This is a genomic window from Streptomyces sp. NPDC050625 (assembly GCF_040654755.1).
Taxonomy (GTDB): Bacteria; Actinomycetota; Actinomycetes; order Streptomycetales; family Streptomycetaceae; genus Streptomyces.
Window position 1 is genome coordinate 327,831 of sequence record NZ_JBFAIQ010000002.1, and the last position, 17,821, is coordinate 345,651.

At 71.3% G+C, this 17,821-nt stretch carries 13 protein-coding genes; 9 read left to right on the forward strand and 4 right to left on the reverse strand.

All coding sequences use genetic code 11. The features are described from left to right. Window positions 1-33 precede the first annotated feature (33 nt). The gene (locus AB0I54_RS05745) at window positions 34-1,599 is read right to left on the reverse strand and encodes an alpha/beta fold hydrolase (protein WP_363294624.1); all 1,566 of its coding nucleotides are present in this window, start codon (window positions 1,597-1,599) and stop codon (window positions 34-36) included. Between the two features lie 117 nt (window positions 1,600-1,716). Beyond that, window positions 1,717-2,475 carry a hypothetical protein gene (locus AB0I54_RS05750; protein WP_363294625.1) on the reverse strand — a complete coding sequence of 253 codons (759 nt, stop codon included), beginning with the start codon at window positions 2,473-2,475 and terminating at the stop codon, window positions 1,717-1,719. 144 nt (window positions 2,476-2,619) lie between these two features. Here AB0I54_RS05750 and ggt point away from each other — a divergent pair, with 144 nt between their 5' ends. Next, a complete protein-coding gene (gene ggt / locus AB0I54_RS05755) occupies window positions 2,620-4,419 on the forward strand; it encodes a gamma-glutamyltransferase (protein ID WP_363294626.1) in 1,800 nt (599 codons plus the stop codon). 296 nt (window positions 4,420-4,715) lie between these two features. On the opposite strand, the gene AB0I54_RS05760 is transcribed toward ggt, so the two are convergent. Both AB0I54_RS05760 and map read right to left on the reverse strand, forming a co-directional pair. Next, the gene (locus tag AB0I54_RS05760; RefSeq protein WP_363294627.1) at window positions 4,716-7,385 is read right to left on the reverse strand and encodes an ATP-dependent Clp protease ATP-binding subunit; all 2,670 of its coding nucleotides are present in this window, start codon (window positions 7,383-7,385) and stop codon (window positions 4,716-4,718) included. A 62-nt stretch (window positions 7,386-7,447) separates the two neighbouring features. Then, a complete protein-coding gene (gene map, locus AB0I54_RS05765; protein ID WP_363294628.1) occupies window positions 7,448-8,239 on the reverse strand; it encodes a type I methionyl aminopeptidase in 792 nt (263 codons plus the stop codon). A 32-nt stretch (window positions 8,240-8,271) separates the two neighbouring features. Between map and AB0I54_RS05770 the strand changes: the two genes are divergently transcribed. From AB0I54_RS05770 to AB0I54_RS05805, 8 genes are all read left to right on the forward strand, one after another. Beyond that, a complete protein-coding gene (locus AB0I54_RS05770) occupies window positions 8,272-8,523 on the forward strand; it encodes a helix-turn-helix transcriptional regulator (protein WP_363294629.1) in 252 nt (83 codons plus the stop codon). A gap of 432 nt (window positions 8,524-8,955) precedes the next feature. Beyond that, window positions 8,956-10,317 carry a hypothetical protein gene (locus tag AB0I54_RS05775; protein ID WP_363294630.1) on the forward strand — a complete coding sequence of 454 codons (1,362 nt, stop codon included), beginning with the start codon at window positions 8,956-8,958 and terminating at the stop codon, window positions 10,315-10,317. A 157-nt stretch (window positions 10,318-10,474) separates the two neighbouring features. Then, on the forward strand, window positions 10,475-11,317 hold the full coding sequence (locus tag AB0I54_RS05780) for a nitrilase-related carbon-nitrogen hydrolase (protein ID WP_363294631.1): 843 nt from the start codon (window positions 10,475-10,477) through the stop codon (window positions 11,315-11,317). After that, window positions 11,314-12,597 carry an aspartate aminotransferase family protein gene (locus tag AB0I54_RS05785; protein ID WP_363294632.1) on the forward strand — a complete coding sequence of 428 codons (1,284 nt, stop codon included), beginning with the start codon at window positions 11,314-11,316 and terminating at the stop codon, window positions 12,595-12,597. Before AB0I54_RS05780 ends, AB0I54_RS05785 begins: the two co-directional genes overlap by 4 nt. A gap of 26 nt (window positions 12,598-12,623) precedes the next feature. Then, window positions 12,624-14,207: a PucR family transcriptional regulator gene (locus tag AB0I54_RS05790; protein ID WP_363294633.1), complete on the forward strand. Its 1,584-nt coding sequence runs from the start codon at window positions 12,624-12,626 to the stop codon at window positions 14,205-14,207. A gap of 155 nt (window positions 14,208-14,362) precedes the next feature. Next, a complete protein-coding gene (locus tag AB0I54_RS05795; RefSeq protein WP_363294634.1) occupies window positions 14,363-15,205 on the forward strand; it encodes a nitrilase-related carbon-nitrogen hydrolase in 843 nt (280 codons plus the stop codon). A gap of 94 nt (window positions 15,206-15,299) precedes the next feature. Continuing rightward, window positions 15,300-16,703, forward strand: a complete 1,404-nt coding sequence (gene hydA / locus AB0I54_RS05800; RefSeq protein ID WP_363294635.1) for a dihydropyrimidinase — start codon at window positions 15,300-15,302, stop codon at window positions 16,701-16,703. A gap of 11 nt (window positions 16,704-16,714) precedes the next feature. Then, complete coding sequence (locus tag AB0I54_RS05805; protein ID WP_363294636.1) at window positions 16,715-17,734, forward strand: TIGR03842 family LLM class F420-dependent oxidoreductase; 1,020 nt, start codon at window positions 16,715-16,717, stop codon at window positions 17,732-17,734. The last annotated feature ends 87 nt before the right edge of the window (window positions 17,735-17,821 follow it).

Sequence of the window (17,821 nt, forward strand, 5' to 3'; positions counted from 1 at the left end):
ACAGGGCCAGGCCCGGCCGGCGGCAGCCGGAGATCACTGCTCGCGCAGCGGAACGGACACGTATGACGGGTCGTCCGCCGGCGAGGAGAAGGTCAGCTGCGCGCCGGACGGGTTGTGCTCGATGTAGAGCGGGTCGACCGTGTCGACGACCAGGGCGAGCCGGTGTCCGGCCGGGACGTCGTAGGCGGTCGAGAACAGGTCCAGGTCGACGTCGAACGGCCGGCCGGGCGTGCGGTCGTACCAGGTGTACGGCGCGTTCGTGACCAGCTTGCCGAAGCCGAGCGGGCCCACGTCGTAGAGATAGGCGACGAGCGTGCCGCTCTCCCGGGTCGGGGTGAGCGTGGTGTGCAACTTCGCGGTCCCGCGCACCTGCTGGGCGGAGCCGTACTTCTCCGACTGCCAGACCGCGGCCCAGCGGCGGGGCAGCAGCGGGATCGAGGCGATCGGTGGGATCCGCGCGACCTGGTCGAGGATGCTGGAGAGGAAGACGATCCCGCCGTCGGCGCCCGAGTCCACGTTCGCGTGGATCGTGGTGGAGCCGGCGAGGTCGACCTTCCTGCGGGTGGCGCCGACCGACTTCCAGTCCGGGTACGCCTCGTAGCCGCCGGAGGTACGGGACTTGAGCTGTACGGGCTGCTCGTGGTCGATGCCGTTGTCCGAGCCCTTGAGGTAGTGGTCGAACCAGCGCTCGGTGTCGGTCCACACGTCGTTGGGCAGCCCGAACAGGCCGGTCAGTTCGGCGGTCGCGTGGTCGCCGGGGCGGAACTCCAGGCGCTTCGGGACGGTGAGCCTGTCGTAGAAGTCGGCGTACGAGTTGGCCGGGAAGATCGTGTCACCCCAGGCGTTGGCCATCATCACGGCCGGGGCGTTCTTGTTGAGCTGGTCGACATAGGTCGCGACCGAACGTTTCTTCCCCCAGTCGATCATCTCCTGTTCCTTGGCGAGGTTGGAGGCGTAGAAGTCGTCGAAAATCTGCCGTACTTCGGGGCTCTCGCGGCCCGTGACGACGCCCGCGCCGTCCAGCAGGGCGGCCGCCTGGACGTGCTGGGTGCGGCCGGAGTAGATGGAGCTGATCAGGTCCGCCCAGCCGCTGAGCGCGGCGACCGCCTTGATCCGCTTGTCGTGGGCGGCGGCGAGCAGGCTGATCCCCGCGCCGTAGGAGACGCCCGCCATGCCGATGTGCCGGGGGTCGGCGGGGGTGTTGGCGAGGGCCCAGTCGATCACTTTGGAGGCGTCCGCTATGTCGGGCGGACCGGCCACTTCTATCTGTCCGCCCGACTGCCAGAAGCCGCGCACGTTGTAAGTGAGCACGATGTACCCGGAGTTCGCGAGCTTCTGGGCCTGGGCCAGATACTCGGCCTGGGGCAGGCCCCAGCTCGTGGGCAGCACGATGAGCGGGTAGCTGTGCGAGGCGTCGGCGTCCGCCGGGGTGACGACGTTCGCCTTGAGCGTCGTGCCGCCGTCGCCGGTGATGTCGACGAAGCGGATGGCGGCGGCGGCCTGCGCGGCCGGAGCCAGGCCCACGACGCTGCCGGCGATCAGCGCCGCGGAGACGGCTCCGACGGCGGAGGTGCGCAAGGTGGTGCGACCGTGTCCCATGGGGTCACTCCTCACTCGTGTCAGTGCAAAGTGACCCGACGGTAACCGTGACGCCTTACCGTAAGTAACCCGTCGGTAAGTTACGTGCGGGTAAAGTTATTTGGAGTGTGCTGTTCCCTAGGAGGCCCGGTGTGAGGCGCGTGGAGCCTCCGTCTTCGGCAGCGGCGCCTGCGAGGTCCGCGTCACGTCCGCGACCAGCTCGACCACGTCGGGGCCGTACGCCTGCGAATTGACCACCTTCAGCAGGAGCACGAAGGTGTTGTCACCGTGCTTGCGGGCCAGCCGCTCGTGGTTGCGGGCGAGATAGCGGGTCGCGGCCTGGTTGGTGATGGCGCGCTGGCCGCAGAAGAGGAAGACGGGGCGGGCGTCGCGCCGCTGGCCCGCGGTGAGCCGCGCGAGCAGCACGTACTCGCTCTTGCCGGACTCCAGCCGGTAGCGCTCGCTGCCGATCTGGAAGGCGCCGCGGTCCGGGCCGGGCTCCGCGTTCACGTTGACGCGCACACCGGGCAGCAGGGAGGCGAGGTGTGCGGCCATACGGCGGTTGGAGGCGGGTCCGCCCACACAGAACTCGGTGCGCTCGCCGAACCCCTGCTGGGCCGTGTCGTGAGCGATGACCTGCGCGTTGGCATTGCAGTCCTTGATGAGGGCGGCGAGCTCCAGGAGCGCGAACACGTCGTGCCGCATGACCGTCAGCTCGGGCCCGCCCGCCTCGCGGTTCACCACGAGCAGCGACTCGGAGTTGTCGGGCAGACCGAAGAAGGCCTGCTTCCGCCGAAGCTTGCGCTTCCACAGGTAGGTGCGGGCCAGCCAGCCGAGACCGGCGCTGACACCGGCGGCTATCAGGCCCAGGACGATGTTGCGGACGTCGTCATTCATGGGCGCGCATGGTAGCGGGCCCGGGTGGCGGGAACGTACCCGTGTTCGATGTGTGATGTTCGCGTGACAATTGCCTTGAATGAGCCTGTCGAGGCAGGGCCCGTGTGGCTACGCTGCGCGGACTGTCCTGGACTGGAGGTACGGATGCGTCGCTCTGCCACGCGGAAACTGACGGTTCTGGCGGTTTCGGCCGCCGTGGTGTCGGTGGGGGCGGCGGCGCCACCGGCTCCGGCGGCCGGGACGGCGGCGAAGGTTCCGGTGGCCGTCGGCTACGGCGGCGCGGTCGCCAGCGTCGACGCGGACGCCTCCGCCGCGGGCATCGAGGTCCTGAAGAAGGGCGGCAACGCCGTGGACGCGGCCGTCGCCACGGCCGCCGCGCTCGGCGTCACCGAGCCCTACTCCTCCGGTATCGGCGGAGGCGGCTACTTCGTCTACTACGACGCCAAGTCCCGCACGGTCCACACCATCGACGGCCGGGAGACCGCGCCGCTGAGCGCCGGCTCCGACCTGTTCCTGGAGAACGGCAAGCCCCTCGCCTTCGCCGACGCCGTCAGCAGCGGCCTGAGCGTCGGCACCCCGGGCACGCCCGCCACCTGGCAGACGGCCCTGGACGAGTGGGGCAGCAGACAACTCGGTACGGTCCTCAAGCCCGCCGAGCGCATCGCCCGCGACGGCTTCACGGTGGACGACACTTTCCGCAGCCAGACCGCGTCCAACGAGACCCGCTTCCGTTACTTTCCGGCCACCGCGCAGCTGTTCCTGCCCGGCGGCCGGCTCCCCGTCGTCGGCTCGACCTTCAAGAACCCCGATCTCGCCCGCACCTACGAGGAGCTGGCCAGAAAGGGAGTCGGCGCGATCTACGACGGCGCGCTCGGCGAGGACATCGTCCACACCGTGAACAACCCCCCGGTGGACCCGGGTTCCGGCTGGAACGCCCGCCCCGGCAAGCTCTCCGCCGCGGACCTGGCCGCCTACCGCGCCAAGCCGCAGGCACCCACGAAGACGTCGTACCGCGGGCTGAAGGTCTACTCGATCGCGCCCTCCTCCTCGGGCGGCACCACCGTCGGCGAAGCCCTCAACATCCTTGAGAAGACCGACCTTTCGAAGGCCTCCGAGACGCAGTACCTGCACCACTTCATCGAGGCGAGCCGGATCGCCTTCGCGGACCGCGGGCGCTGGGTCGGCGACCCGGCCTTCGAGGACGTACCGACGAAGGAACTGCTCTCGCAGAAGTACGCCGACTCGCGCGCCTGCCTGATCAAGGACGACGCCGTCCTCACCAGCCCGCTCGCGCCCGGCGACCCGCGCCACCCGGCGGCCTGCACCACCGCGGGCACGGCGGCGCCGACGACCTACGAGGGCGAGAACACCACCCACCTCACGGTCGCCGACAAGTGGGGCAACGTCGTCTCCTACACCCTCACCATCGAGCAGACCGGCGGCAGCGCGATCACCGTCCCCGGCCGTGGCTTCCTGCTCAACAACGAGCTGACGGACTTCTCCTTCGCCCCGGCCAACCCGGCCGTGCACGACCCGAACCTGCCCGGTCCCGGCAAGCGGCCGCGCTCCTCGATCTCCCCGACGATCGTGCTCGACCGGCACGACCGGCCCGTCGTGGCCCTGGGCTCACCCGGCGGCGCGACCATCATCACCACCGTGCTGCAGACCCTCACGGAGTTCCTCGACCGCCGGCTGCCGCTGGTCGACGCGATCGCCGCGCCCCGCGCCAGCCAGCGCAACGCGGCCCAGACCGAACTCGAACCCGGCCTCTACGACAGTGACCTGAGGACCCGGTTGGAGGCCATCGGCCACAGCTTCAAGCTGAACCCCGAAATCGGCGCGGCCACCGGCGTCCAGCGCCTCCCCGACGGCAGGTGGCTGGCCGCGGCGGAGAAGGTACGCCGGGGCGGCGGCTCGGCGATGGTGGTGCGACCGGCGGGGTAGGGGCCAGATCCGGGAAGCACGGGCGGTATGCGGGGCCCGGGAAGCACGGGCGGCTGCGGGGTACGTTCCGCGTGCGCGTCCGTCGCGGACACCCCGGCTCACGCGTCGGGCGCGTATGGCCTGGCTCGCGCCGGGCGCACGCACCTTGGGGGTAGCCGGCGCCCGCGGCTCGGCCGGGATCCAGCGCGTGCGGCACGGCTTGCGTGCCTGGCGTCTGCTCCGGCCGGGGTCCTGTCACCCGCAGGCCAGGGCCGGGTCGGTGTGCGGTGGACCCGAGGCGGCTGCGCCCCGCGCGGTCACCGGCCGTCCTGGTCCCCCGGCGCAGGTGGGTCCGCCTGCGTGTCTGCCGCCGCGGGGCCGGTCGGCGCCTCGGGTGATTCTCGGGTTGACTGCGCATCCGCGGTCGCCCCGCCCGGCTCCGCGGTCGGAGCCGGCGTCGGCTCCTCGGTCGGCCGGGCGTGGAACGTCAGCCGGTTGTCCGCCACGTCCACCGTCACCCGGCTGCCCTCGGCGATCGTGCCGTCGAGCAGGAGGCGGGAGAGCTGGTTGTCGACCTCGCGCTGGATGGTGCGGCGCAGCGGCCGGGCGCCGTACTCCGGCTGGTGGCCGCGTTCCGCGATCCAGCCCACGGACGCGTCGGAGAACGCGACCGTGATGCCCTGGGCGTGCAGCAGCCGGCGGGTGCGCTCCAGGAGCAGGTCGGTGATCTGCCGCAGCTGCTCGGCGGTGAGCTGGTGGAAGACGACGATCTCGTCGATGCGGTTGAGGAACTCCGGCCGGAAGTGCTCGCGCAGCGGCCGCAGGATCCGCTCGCGCCGCGCCTCCTCGTCGGCCTGCTCCCCGGTGCTCCCGAACCCGATGCCGGCACCCCGCCTGGTGATCGCCTCGGAGCCGAGATTGCTGGTCATCACGATGACCGTGTTGGTGAAGTCCACCGTGCGGCCCTGGGAGTCGGTGAGCCGGCCGTCGTCCAGGACCTGCAGCAGGATGTTGAAGACGTCGGGGTGCGCCTTCTCCACCTCGTCGAGCAGCAGCAGCGAGTACGGGTGCCTGCGCACCACCTCGGTGAGCTGACCGGCCTCCTCGTGCCCGACGTACCCGGGCGGGGCGCCCACCAGCCGGGAGACCGTGTGCCGCTCCTGGTACTCGCTCATGTCGAGGCGCACCATGCGGTCCTCGCTGCCGAACAGCGCCTCGGCCAGCGCGCGGGCCAGCTCGGTCTTGCCGACGCCGGTCGGACCGAGGAACAGGAAGCTGCCGATCGGCCGGTCCGGACTGGCCAGCCCGGCCCGGGAGCGCAGGACCGCCTCGGACACCGCGGCGACCGCCTCGTCCTGCCCGATCACCCGCTGGTGCAGATGCTGCTCAAGGCCGAGCAGCCGCTCCTTCTCCTCCTGGGTGAGACGGCTGACCGGGATGTGGGTCAGCCGGGACACCACCTCGGCCACGGCCTCGGCCGTCACCTCCAGGTTCTGCCCCTCGTCGGCCTCCTCGTCGCCGCTGGTCTCGGAGATCCGCTCCTTCAGCCCGGCGATGCGGTCGCGCAGCTGGGTGGCCTGCTCGTACTGCTCGTCGGCGACCGCCTGGTCCTTGTCCCGGACGAGCTGCTCGACCTCGCGCTCCATCGTGCGCACATCCGTGCCCTTGGTCCGGGCACCCAGGCGTACCCGCGCCCCCGCCTGGTCGATCAGGTCGATGGCCTTGTCCGGCAGACGGCGGTCGGTGAGATACCGGTCGGACAGCTCCACGGCGGCCACCAGGGCCTCGTCGGTGTAGCGGACCTGGTGATGGGCCTCGTAGCGGTCGCGCAGCCCGCGCAGGATCTCGATCGTGTCCTCGACCGTCGGCTCGGGCACCAGGATCGGCTGGAAGCGGCGGGCCAGCGCCGCGTCCTTCTCGATCCGGCGGAACTCCTCCAGCGTGGTCGCGCCCACGATGTGCAGCTCGCCGCGGGCCAGGGCGGGCTTGAGGATGTTGCCCGCGTCCATCGCCCCGCTCTCGCCGCCCGTCCCGGCGCCGACCACGGTGTGCAGTTCGTCGATGAAGACGATCAGCTGGTCGGAGTGGGCGCGGATCTCGCCCACGATGTTGTTCAGCCGCTCCTCGAAGTCCCCGCGGAACCGGGTCCCGGCGACCACACCGGTCAGGTCCAGGGAGACCACACGGCGGCCGATGAGTATGTCGGGCACGTCCCCGTCGGCGATCCGCTGGGCGAGCCCCTCCACGATCGCGGTCTTGCCGACGCCCGCGTCGCCGATCAGCACCGGGTTGTTCTTGCCGCGCCGGGAGAGCACCTCGATCGTCTGCTCGATCTCCTCGCCCCGCCCGATGACCGGGTCGATGCTGCTCTGCGCGGCCAGCTCGGTCAGGTCGCGGCCGTACTTGTCGAGGGTCGGCGTCGACGCGGGCCGCTGCCGGTCGGTTCCGGTGCGGGTCCGGTCGGTCTCGGGCGCGTCGGCCGACCTGCCGGTGGCCGCGAAGCGGGCGGCGCCCAGGATGTGCCCGGCGGCCGAGTCCGGGTTCGCGGCGAGCGCGCTGAGCACATGCTCCGGGCCGATGTACCCGGCACCGCTCGCCCGTGCCAGGTCGTGTGCGTCGAGCAGGGCGCGTTTGACGGCCGGGGTGAGCGAGAGCGAGGTGGGCGGCGGGACCTCGCCCGGCGGGTGCTGCACCGGGCCGGAGCGCTGGTCGATCTCCGTCGCGAGGCCGTCCGGGTCCGCGCCCGCGCGGCTGAGCAGACTGCGGGTGGGCTCGGTGGAGAGGGCCGCGCGCAGCAGGTGCTGGGTGTCCAGGTCCCGGCTGCCGTGCTCGGCGGCGTACAGGGCCGCGCCGCGCACGAGTTCCCTGGCCGGCTGGCTCAGCAGCCGGCCTATGTCGATGTGGCGGGGGCCCTGCTGGGGGCCGCCTCCGCCGAAGAACCGGGACAGGAACTCACCGAAGGGGTCGGGAGGGTAGCCGTCGGTCATGACGTTCCGTTCCTTTGGTGCTCGTTCATAACACCTTGGCACGGATGGGGACGGAGGGCACCTTACGGGCGGGGCCTTCCGCCGGCCCGCCGCTCGGTGAGAATCCGGGGGCCTGTCCGGGTGATCGCGACCGTGTGTTCCACGTGTGCCGCGCGCGAGCCGTCGTTCGTGCGCAGCGTCCAGCCGTCCGATGCCGTGAAGTAGCCGTCCCGGCCGCTCGCGATCAGCATGGGCTCGATCGCCAGGACCATGCCGTGCCGCAGCGGCAGGCCCCGGCCGGGCCGGCCCTCGTTCGGCACCTCGGGGTCCTCGTGCATACGGCGGCCCACGCCGTGGCCCCCGAAGCCCTGCGGCACGCCGTATCCCGCCGCCCGGCACACCGAGCCGACGGCGTGGGCGATGTCGCCGATGCGGTTGCCGACGACGGCCGCCGCGATGCCCGCGGCCAGCGCCCGCTCGGCGGTGTCGATCAGCCGTACGTCCGCCGGGCGCGGCCTGCCCACGGCGAAGCTGATCGCCGAGTCGCCGGCCCAGCCGTCCAGTTCCGCGCCGCAGTCGATGGAGACGAGGTCGCCGTCGCGCAGCCGGTAGCGGCCCGGGATGCCGTGGACGATCGCGTCGTTGACGGAGGCGCAGATCACGGCGGGGAAGGGGGTGGGGGCGAAGGAGGGGCGGTAGCCGAGGAACGGCGAGGAGGCACCGGCCTCGCGCAGCACCTCGTGCGCCACGTCGTCCAGCTCCTTCAGTGAGACGCCGACGGCCGCGGCCGCCCGTACGGCTGTCAGGGCCCGCCCGACGACCCGGCCCGCCTCGTGCATCGCGTTGATCGACGTGTCCGTCTTCAGCTCCACCATGCCAATTACTATACCGGTATTAGAATGACGGCATGGTGCGCACCCCTCTCACCCCCGAAGAACGCGAACGCGGCGAGCGGTTCGGACGGCTGCTGCGCGAGGCCCGCGGCGACCGGAGCATGGCGGACGTCGCGGCCGAGGCGGGCATCTCGGCGGAGACCCTCCGCAAGATCGAGACGGGCCGGGCTCCGACCCCGGCGTTCTTCACCATCGCCGCCCTCGCCCGCACGCTCGGCCTGTCCATGGACGAGCTGGCGGACCGGTGCGTCCCACTGGAGGTGTGAGCGGGGCCCTGCCCACCTCGCCGGCCGTCGGCACCGACACTCGGGCCGGTCCGCCCGTGGCTTGGCGTCATCCGGTCGCAGACCGTCCGGAACCAGTCGGGCAGGCCCCGGGCCGACGAGACCGCGCAGGCAGGCGGCGTACCCCTCCCGCGGCACGGCCGGTGTCACGATCGGCGGAAGAAGCCCGGAAGGGTCGGGCTGGATCGATCGCGCGGCCCGTTCCGCGAAGGGATCGCCTGCCCTGGGTCAAGGTTGGGGAAAGGCGCCTGACAGGCACCCCGCGCGGCCGTCGCGGTGCCTGTCGTCATCACCGAAGTGTCGCCGGGGAGAGAGATCGGTGCACTCGCGCGGAAAACTCCCTGTAGCCGTGCCGTAACACGGCTCGTGTTTTCTACGGAGTCGGAGTGGCTCCGGTCTGGCGGGAGTTGGGCGATGGATGTGGATCAACTCCCCCGGCGGGTAGGGGAGTTCGTGAACTACCTGGACGGTCTGCTGGCGCGTCTGGATCAGCGTGACGGCTGGTGCGGGGTGTTCTGGCAGCGTGATCCGGACGGCATGCAGGCCTGTCTCGAAGGGCGCGAGGTGCCCCCGTGGGACGTGGTGGACGCGCTGCTGCGGGACCTCGCGGCGGTGTACGGCAGCGGGGCGGCCGGGGTGGAGGCGGAGCGGGCCCGGGCGTTGCACGGGGCAGCGCTCACCGCGTACGACGCCCGGCCGGGCGGCCGTGACGCCCTCGGGGACCGGCTCGACGTCATGCTCCGCGAGCAGCGGTACGCGGCCGAACGGCAGGCGGAGCTGGGCCGGTTGCTCGCGTCCGTGAGCACCGCGGAGGAGGCCGACGCCATCCGGATCGACCTGGCCTGGGCCCGCGACGACCATGAACGGGCGACGGCCCGGTGCGCCGAACTCCGGTCCCGCATGGCCGAGTCGGACCGGCGGGGAGCCGACGGGGGCCCAGCCCCGTACGGCGACGCGGCCCCCGCACCCACCCCGCCCCCGGAGACCGTGCCGACGCCCGTGCCGACGCCCGTCCCCACCCCCGCCCCGGCTCCTGCCCCCGCCAAGCAGCGCAAACGCCGCCGCGGCAGTGCCCGCTTCGCCGGGATGGCCGAGGACGGGACGGCACCGGCCGTCGTACCGCAGACCCCCGTGCCGTCGCCGCCCGCACCGGACGCCGCCGGGGGCCGGACCCCGCGAGGCGCCCGGTTCGCCGGGGCTCCGGAGCCGGTGGACCGGAGGCGGCCGAAGGCGGAGTCGCCGGACGCGGAGGCAATGCGGGCCGTCGCCGGGGCCGTGGCGACGATCGAGCGGCTGCGCGGCGAGGGCCGTACCGGCGAGGCGCACGCCCTGCTGGCCGAGATCGCCCACTGGCCCGCCGCCCGCCTCCCCCTGCTCGCCGCGGAACTGCAGCGCACCGGGCTCGGCGCCGACTGGGCGACCCTGCTCTGGGAGGCCGCCTCGCTGCCCGCCGGCCGACTGGTCGCGGCCGCCGACGCACTGGTCGCGGCCGGTCGCGGCGAAGACGGTCAGCAGATCCTGCGCCAGGGCGTCGTACGGCCCGCCACGGAGATAGGCGAGGCCGTGCTGGCGCTGGCCGCCGAGGGGCGGACCCGCGAGGTGCGTGCCCTGCTCGACGCGTACGTCCGTATGCGCACCCCGGAGGAGGCGGTCCGCAGCGTCGCCCCCGACCCGCAGCGGCTCGTACCGCTCCTGCTGGAGGCCGCCCGGGGCGTCTCCGACGAACGCCACTGGGACCTGGTCCACGCCCTCCGTGTGGCCGGTCGGTCCGCCTGAACGGCCCGCGACTCACCCACTGGAGTGTGAAACGTGATCGACTCCGCGGGTTAATGGCAATGGTCTTGGCAAGGCTCTCCCCGAGGCTTACGTTCGTCCCTCTACGGCCTGCGTCTACGGGCGTAGAGGCTCTGACGACCCGCCGAAGGAGCAGCTCATGGCCAACGTCGTACGTGCCGCCCTGGTCCAGGCCACCTGGACCGGCGACACCGAGTCCATGGTGGCGAAACACGAGGAGCACGCCCGCGAGGCGGCCCGCCGGGGTGCGAAGATCATCGGATTCCAGGAAGTCTTCAACGCCCCCTACTTCTGCCAGGTCCAGGAGCCGGAGCACTACCGCTGGGCCGAGCCGGTGCCCGACGGCCCGACCGTGCGCCGTATGCGGGAGCTCGCCCGCGAGACCGGCATGGTGATCGTGGTCCCCGTCTTCGAGGTCGAGCAGTCCGGGTTCTACTACAACACCGCGGCCGTGATCGACGCCGACGGAACCTTCCTCGGCAAGTACCGCAAGCACCACATCCCGCAGGTCAAGGGCTTCTGGGAGAAGTACTACTTCAAGCCGGGCAACGTCGGCTGGCCCGTCTTCGACACCGCCGTGGGCAAGGTCGGCGTCTACATCTGCTACGACCGGCACTTCCCGGAGGGCTGGCGGCAACTCGGTCTCAACGGCGCGCAGTTGGTCTACAACCCGTCCGCCACCTCGCGCGGTCTGTCCGCCTATCTGTGGCAGCTGGAGCAGCCCGCGGCCGCCGTCGCCAACGAGTACTTCGTGGCAGCGATCAACCGGGTCGGCCAGGAGGAGTACGGGGACAACGACTTCTACGGCACGAGCTACTTCGTCGACCCGCGCGGGCAGTTCGTCGGCGAGACGGCCAGCGACAAGGCTGAGGAACTCGTCGTCCGCGACCTCGACTTCGACCTGATCGAGGAAGTCCGGCAGCAGTGGGCGTTCTACCGCGACCGGCGCCCCGACGCGTACGAAGGGCTGGTGCGGCCATGAGCGACCTCTACGACCGCCATCGCAACGTCCTGCCCGACTGGCTGGCCCTCTACTACGAGGACCCGCTCGAACTCACCCACGGCGAGGGCCGGTACGTCTGGGACGCCGACGGCAACCGGTACCTCGACTTCTTCGGCGGCATCCTCACCACGATGACCGCGCACGCACTGCCCGAAGTGACCAAGGCGGTGAGCGAGCAGGCCGGGCGGATCCTGCACTCCTCGACCCTCTACCTCAACCGGCCGATGGTCGAACTCGCCGAGCGCATCGCCCAGTTGAGCGGAATCCCGAACGCCCGCGTCTTCTTCACCACCTCCGGCACCGAGGCCAATGACACCGCCCTGCTGCTCGCCACCACCTACCGGCGTAGCAACACGGTCCTGGCGATGCGCAACAGCTACCACGGCCGCTCCTTCAGCGCGGTCGGCATCACCGGCAACCGCGGCTGGTCCCCGACCTCGCTGTCCCCGCTCCAGACGCTGTACGTCCACGGGGGCGTGCGCACGCGCGGCCCGTTCGCCGAGCTGAGCGACCCGGAGTTCGTCGCGGCCTGTGTGGCGGACCTCAAGGACCTGCTCGGCCACACCCGTGCGCCGGCGGCGCTGATCGCCGAGCCCATCCAGGGCGTCGGCGGCTTCACCTCACCGCCCGACGGGCTGTACGCGGCCTTCCGGCAGGTGCTCCAGGAGCAGGGCATCCTGTGGATCGCCGATGAGGTGCAGACCGGCTGGGGACGCACCGGCGAGCACTTCTGGGGCTGGCAGGCACACGGCCAGAGCGGCCCGCCGGACATGCTCACCTTCGCCAAGGGCATCGGCAACGGCGCTTCCATCGGCGGGGTCGTCGCCCGCGCCGAGATCATGAACTGCCTCGACGCCAACAGCATCTCCACCTTCGGCGGCACCCAGATCACCATGGCCGCCGGGCTCGCCAACCTCAACTACCTCCTGGAACACGACCTCCAGGGCAACGCCCGGCGCGTCGGCGGACTGCTCATCGAGCGGCTGCGGGGCGTCGCCGCGCAGCTCCCCGGCGTACGGGAGGTGCGCGGACGAGGACTGATGATCGGCGTCGAGCTGGTGCGGCCGGGTACCGACGAGGCCGACCCGCGGGCCGCCTCCACGGTCCTGGAGGCCGCCCGTGAGGGAGGGCTGCTCATCGGCAAGGGCGGTGGGCACAACACCAGCGCGCTGCGCATCGCACCGCCGCTGTCGCTGACCGTCGCGGAGGCCGAGGAGGGCGCCACGATCCTCGAACGCGCTCTGAGGAGCACCTTCTAGCCCGACCAGGACAAGGGAAGACCGGCATGACCACCACCTTGGAGCCCTGGGGAATCGCAGAGGCCCCCGAACCCGCCCTGTCGGTCCGTCAGGTCCTCGGCCTGGAACGGGTACTGGCCGGAGAGCCCGAGGTGGTGGCCGGCGCCGGTCAGCTGGACCGGCCCGTGCGCTGGGTGCACGTGGCCGAGGCCGCCGATGTCGGCGTGATGCTCACCGGTGGCGAGATGGTGCTCACCACCGGGGTGCTGCTCGCCGGTGACGAGGCCAAGCAGGCCGAGTACATCCAGTCGCTGTACCGCGCGGAGGCCGCGGCCGTGGTGCTGGGCCTCGGCCGGGCGTTCCCGGCCCCGCCGGACGTGATGCGCCGGGCCGCCGAGCGGTGCGGGCTGCCCATGATCGTCCTGCACCGGCCCTTCCCCTTCGCCGAGCTGACGGAGGAGGTCCAGTCCCGGCTGGTCCGCCGGAAGTTCGCGGCCGTCAGCCTCTCGGAGTCCGTACGGACGGCCCTGACCGGGCTCATCACCGCGGGCGCCCCGCTGCAGCACCTCCTCGACGAGGTGGTCCAGCACAGCGGCTGTCCCGTCGTCGCCACCAACCTCGCCCATCGGGTCCTGGCCACCGCGGGCGAGCGGTCCGCGGTGGACGATGTGCTGCGCGACTGGGAACGCATCGCCCGGCAGGCGGGCGGCAGCGAGGGCGACGGCTGGATCCGCGCCGAGCTGGGCGGACGCGGGGAACGCTGGGGGTGGATCGTGCTGTGCGGGTACCGGGGCGACACGGCCACCGGGCGGCTGCTCGCCGACCGGGCCGCCGAGGCGCTCGTCCTGCACCGCATGCTCGGCGACGGTTCCGCCCACACCTGGGAGGAGCAGTCGGCGCAGAGCCTGCTGACCGACCTGGTCTCCGGTGTCGTACCGGCCCGGCAGCTGCTGCCCCGGGCCCGCGCCGCCGGACTGCCGGTCAACCGGCGGGCCTTCGTGCCCCTGGTCGTACGGGACTGCGAACCGGCCCAACTCGACCGCGTGCTGCGGATGCTGGGTCTTCCGGGGCTCGTCGCCGAACTCGCCGACGGCGTCACCGCCGTGCTGCTCAGCCTCGCCCGGGACCAGGACGCCCAGGCCCTCGCGGCGCACTTCGCGGCGCGGCTGCGCACCGAGTCCGCGGCGGCCCGTACGGTCGTCGCCGCGGCCGGCCCGCGCACCGTCTGGGACGACGTCCCCGCCGGGCTGCGCGAGGCCCAGCACGTCGCCGACGCCGTCGCCGACTCCTCGGACGCCCTGGACCTCCCGGCCGTCGTACGCCTCAGGGACGTCCATCTGCGCGGTCTGATCCGGCTGCTGCGCGACGACCCGCATGTGCAGTCCTTCGCCGAGCGGGAGCTGGACGGGCTGCTGTGCGATCCCGGCCAGGATCTGCTCGACGTGCTGCGGACGTACCTCGCCACGGGCCGCAACAAGTCCCGCACCGCCCAGCTCCACCATGTCTCCCGGCCGGCGCTCTACCGCCGCCTTGAGGCGATACAGACGCGGCTGGGCGTCGACCTCGACGACTTCGAGCAGGCGGCGTCGGTGCACATCGCGCTGCTCGCGCATGATGCGCAACAGGGCTGAAACAAACGATGACCTGGGAAAACGGCGGTGAAACATGGGTCGACGAAGTCGTGACACCGTGACACGCCGAACGCCCGCAGACGTGACACGCTGCAACTCAAAGCCTGCTTCCGGTCTTTCTACGCTCCTCAGACACCGAGCGACCGGAGGTCCCGATGAGCAGAGTGATCCGTGCCGCCCTCTTCCAGACCGCCTGGACCGGCGACAAGGAATCGATGATCCAGGTACACGAGCAGGCGGCCCGCGACGCGGCCGCGCAGGGTGCCCAGGTCCTGTGCTTCCAGGAGCTGTTCTACGGACCGTACTTCTGCCAGGTGCAGGACAAGGCCTTCTACGAGTACGCCGAGCAGATCCCCGACGGGCCGATCGTCAAGCGTTTCCAGGCACTGGCCAGGGAACTGGGCATCGTCCTCGTCCTGCCCATGTACGAGGAGGAGCAGCCGGGCGTCCTCTACAACACCGCGGCCGTGATCGACGCGGACGGCTCGTACCTCGGCAAGTACCGCAAGCACCACATCCCGCAGGTCCCCGGCTTCTGGGAGAAGTTCTACTTCCGTCCCGGCAACAGCGGCTGGCCCGTCTTCGACACCGCCGTCGGCCGGATCGGCGTCTACATCTGCTACGACCGCCACTTCCCGGAGGGCTGGCGCGCCCTGGGCCTCGCGGGCGCCGAGATCGTCTTCAACCCGTCGGCCACCTCGCGCGGACTCTCCCGCTATCTGTGGCAGCTGGAGCAGCCGGCGGCGGCCGTCGCCAACGAGTACTTCGTCGGCGCGATCAACCGGGTCGGTGTGGAGGACCTGGGCGACAACGACTTCTACGGCACGACCTACTTCGTCGACCCGGAGGCCCAGTTCGTCGGCGAGGTGGCGAGCGACAAGGAGACCGAACTCGTCGTCCGCGACCTGGACCTGGCCAAACTCCGCGAGGTCCGCGACCGCTGGCAGTTCTACCGGGACCGCCGTCCCGACGCGTACGGCCCGCTGACCGCTCCGTAACCGGCCCGCACGGCCGTCGGTCCGGTGCACGGGGGCCGGACCGGCGGCACCGACCTGCACCACACCAGTGTTGAACACGGCAGGGAGAGGGAGTATGAGCAGCCGTACCGTCATCCGAGGCGGTCTCGTCATCACCGCGTCCGACGAGATCCACGCCGACGTCCTGATCGAGGACGGCCGCATCGCCGCCCTCGCCGCCTCCGGCACCCCGGCCGCCGAGGCGTTCGGCGCCGAGAGGGTCATCGACGCCACCGGGAAGTATGTGATCCCGGGCGGTGTCGACGCCCACACCCATATGGAGCTGCCGTTCGGCGGCACCTTCGCCTCCGACACCTTCGAGACCGGCACCCGGGCGGCCGCCTGGGGCGGTACGACCACGATCGTCGACTTCGCCGTGCAGAGCGTCGGCCACACCCTGCGCGAGGGCCTCGACACCTGGCACGCCAAGGCCGAGGGCAACTGCGCGATCGACTACGGCTTCCACATGATCGTCTCCGATGTGAACCAGGACACGCTCAAGGAGTTGGACCTCCTCGTCGAGGAGGGGGTGACCAGCTTCAAGCAGTTCATGGCCTACCCGGGCGTCTTCTACTCCGACGACGGCCAGATCCTGCGCGCCATGCAGCGCTCCGCCGAGAACGGCGGACTGATCATGATGCACGCCGAGAACGGCATCGCGATCGACGTCCTGGTCGAACAGGCCCTGGCCCGGGGCGAGACCGACCCGCGCTACCACGGCGAGGTGCGCAAGGCGCTGCTGGAGGCGGAGGCCACCCACCGTGCGATCCGGCTCGCCCAGGTCGCCGGAGCGCCCCTGTACGTCGTGCACGTCTCGGCGACGGAGGCGGTCGCCGAGCTGGCGCGGGCGCGTGACGAGGGGCTGAACGTCTTCGGCGAGACCTGCCCGCAGTATCTGTTCCTGTCCACGGACAACCTGGCCGAGCCCGACTTCGAGGGCGCCAAGTACGTGTGCAGCACCCCGCTGCGGCCCAAGGAGCACCAGGCCCAGCTCTGGAAGGGCCTGCGCACCAACGATCTGCAGGTGGTCTCCACCGACCACTGCCCCTTCTGCTTCGTGGGCCAGAAGGAGCTGGGCCGCGGCGACTTCTCCAAGATCCCCAACGGTCTTCCGGGCGTGGAGAACCGTATGGACCTGCTCCACCAGGCCGTCGTCGACGGGCACATCTCGCGCCGCCGCTGGATCGAGATCGCCTGTGCCGCCCCGGCCCGGATGTTCGGCATGTATCCGAAGAAGGGCACCATCACGCCGGGCGCCGACGCCGACGTCGTCATCTACGACCCGCACGCCGAGCAGATCGTGTCCGCCGAGACGCACCACATGAACGTCGACTACTCGGCCTACGAGGGCAGGCGCCTCACCGGCCGAGTGGAGAGCGTGCTCTCGCGCGGCGAACTCGTCATCACCGAGCGGGAGTACACCGGTCACGCCGGTCACGGCGTCTACACGCCCCGCTCCACCTGTCAGTACCTCAACTAGGAGTGGCGCCCATGGACTTCGGACTCGTCCTGCAGACCGACCCGCCGGCCTCCCGTGTCATCAGCCTGATGCAGCGGGCCGAGCGCAACGGCTTCACCTACGGCTGGACCTTCGACTCCGCCGTGCTGTGGCAGGAGCCGTTCGTGATCTACAGCCAGATCCTCTCCAGCACCTCGAAGCTGACGGTCGGCCCGATGGTCACCAACCCGGGCACCCGGACCTGGGAGGTCACCGCCTCCACCTTCGCCACGCTCAACGACATGTTCGGCAACCGCACGGTCTGCGGCATCGGCCGCGGCGACTCGGCGATGCGGGTCGCGGGCCGCAAGCCCAACACCCTGGCCCGGATCAGCGAGGCCATGAAGGTCATCCGGGCGCTGGGCCGCGGCGACGAGGCCGACCTCGGCGGCGCGGTGGTGAGGTTCCCGTGGATCAAGCCGGGCGCCGAAGTCCCCGTGTGGATGGCCGCGTACGGCCCCAAGGCGCTGAAGATGACCGGTGAGGAGGCCGACGGGTTCATCCTCCAGCTGGCGGACCTCTATCTGACCGAGTACATGGTCAAGGCCGTGAAGGACGCGGCGGCGGCCGCCGGGCGCGACCCGTCCGAGGTGAGGATCTGCGTCGCCGCCCCGGCGTACGTCACCGAGGACGACTCGCCCGAGGCGCTCGCCCACGCCCGCGACCAGTGCCGCTGGTTCGGCGGAATGGTCGGCAACCACGTGGCCGACCTGGTCTCCAAGTACGGCGAGCACTCCGCCCAGGTGCCCGACGAACTCACCGACTACATCAAGTCACGCGAGGGGTACGACTACGCGCACCACGGGCGCAGCGGCAACCCCGACACGGAGTTCGTGCCCGACGAGATCGTCGACCGGTTCTGCCTGATCGGGCCGGCCGAGAAGCACATCGAGAAGCTTGAGGCACTGCGCGAGCTGGGCGTCGACCAGTTCGCGGTGTACGACATGCACGACGCACAGGAAACCACCATCGACGCCTACGGCGCGCAGGTGATCCCGGCCCTCAACGGCTGACCGGCCCTCAGCGGCCGACCGTCCCCCTTCCCCGCGATCTCCCCCTTCTCGCTCTCCCGGGAAGGGGGCCAAGGGCGCTCCCTGTTC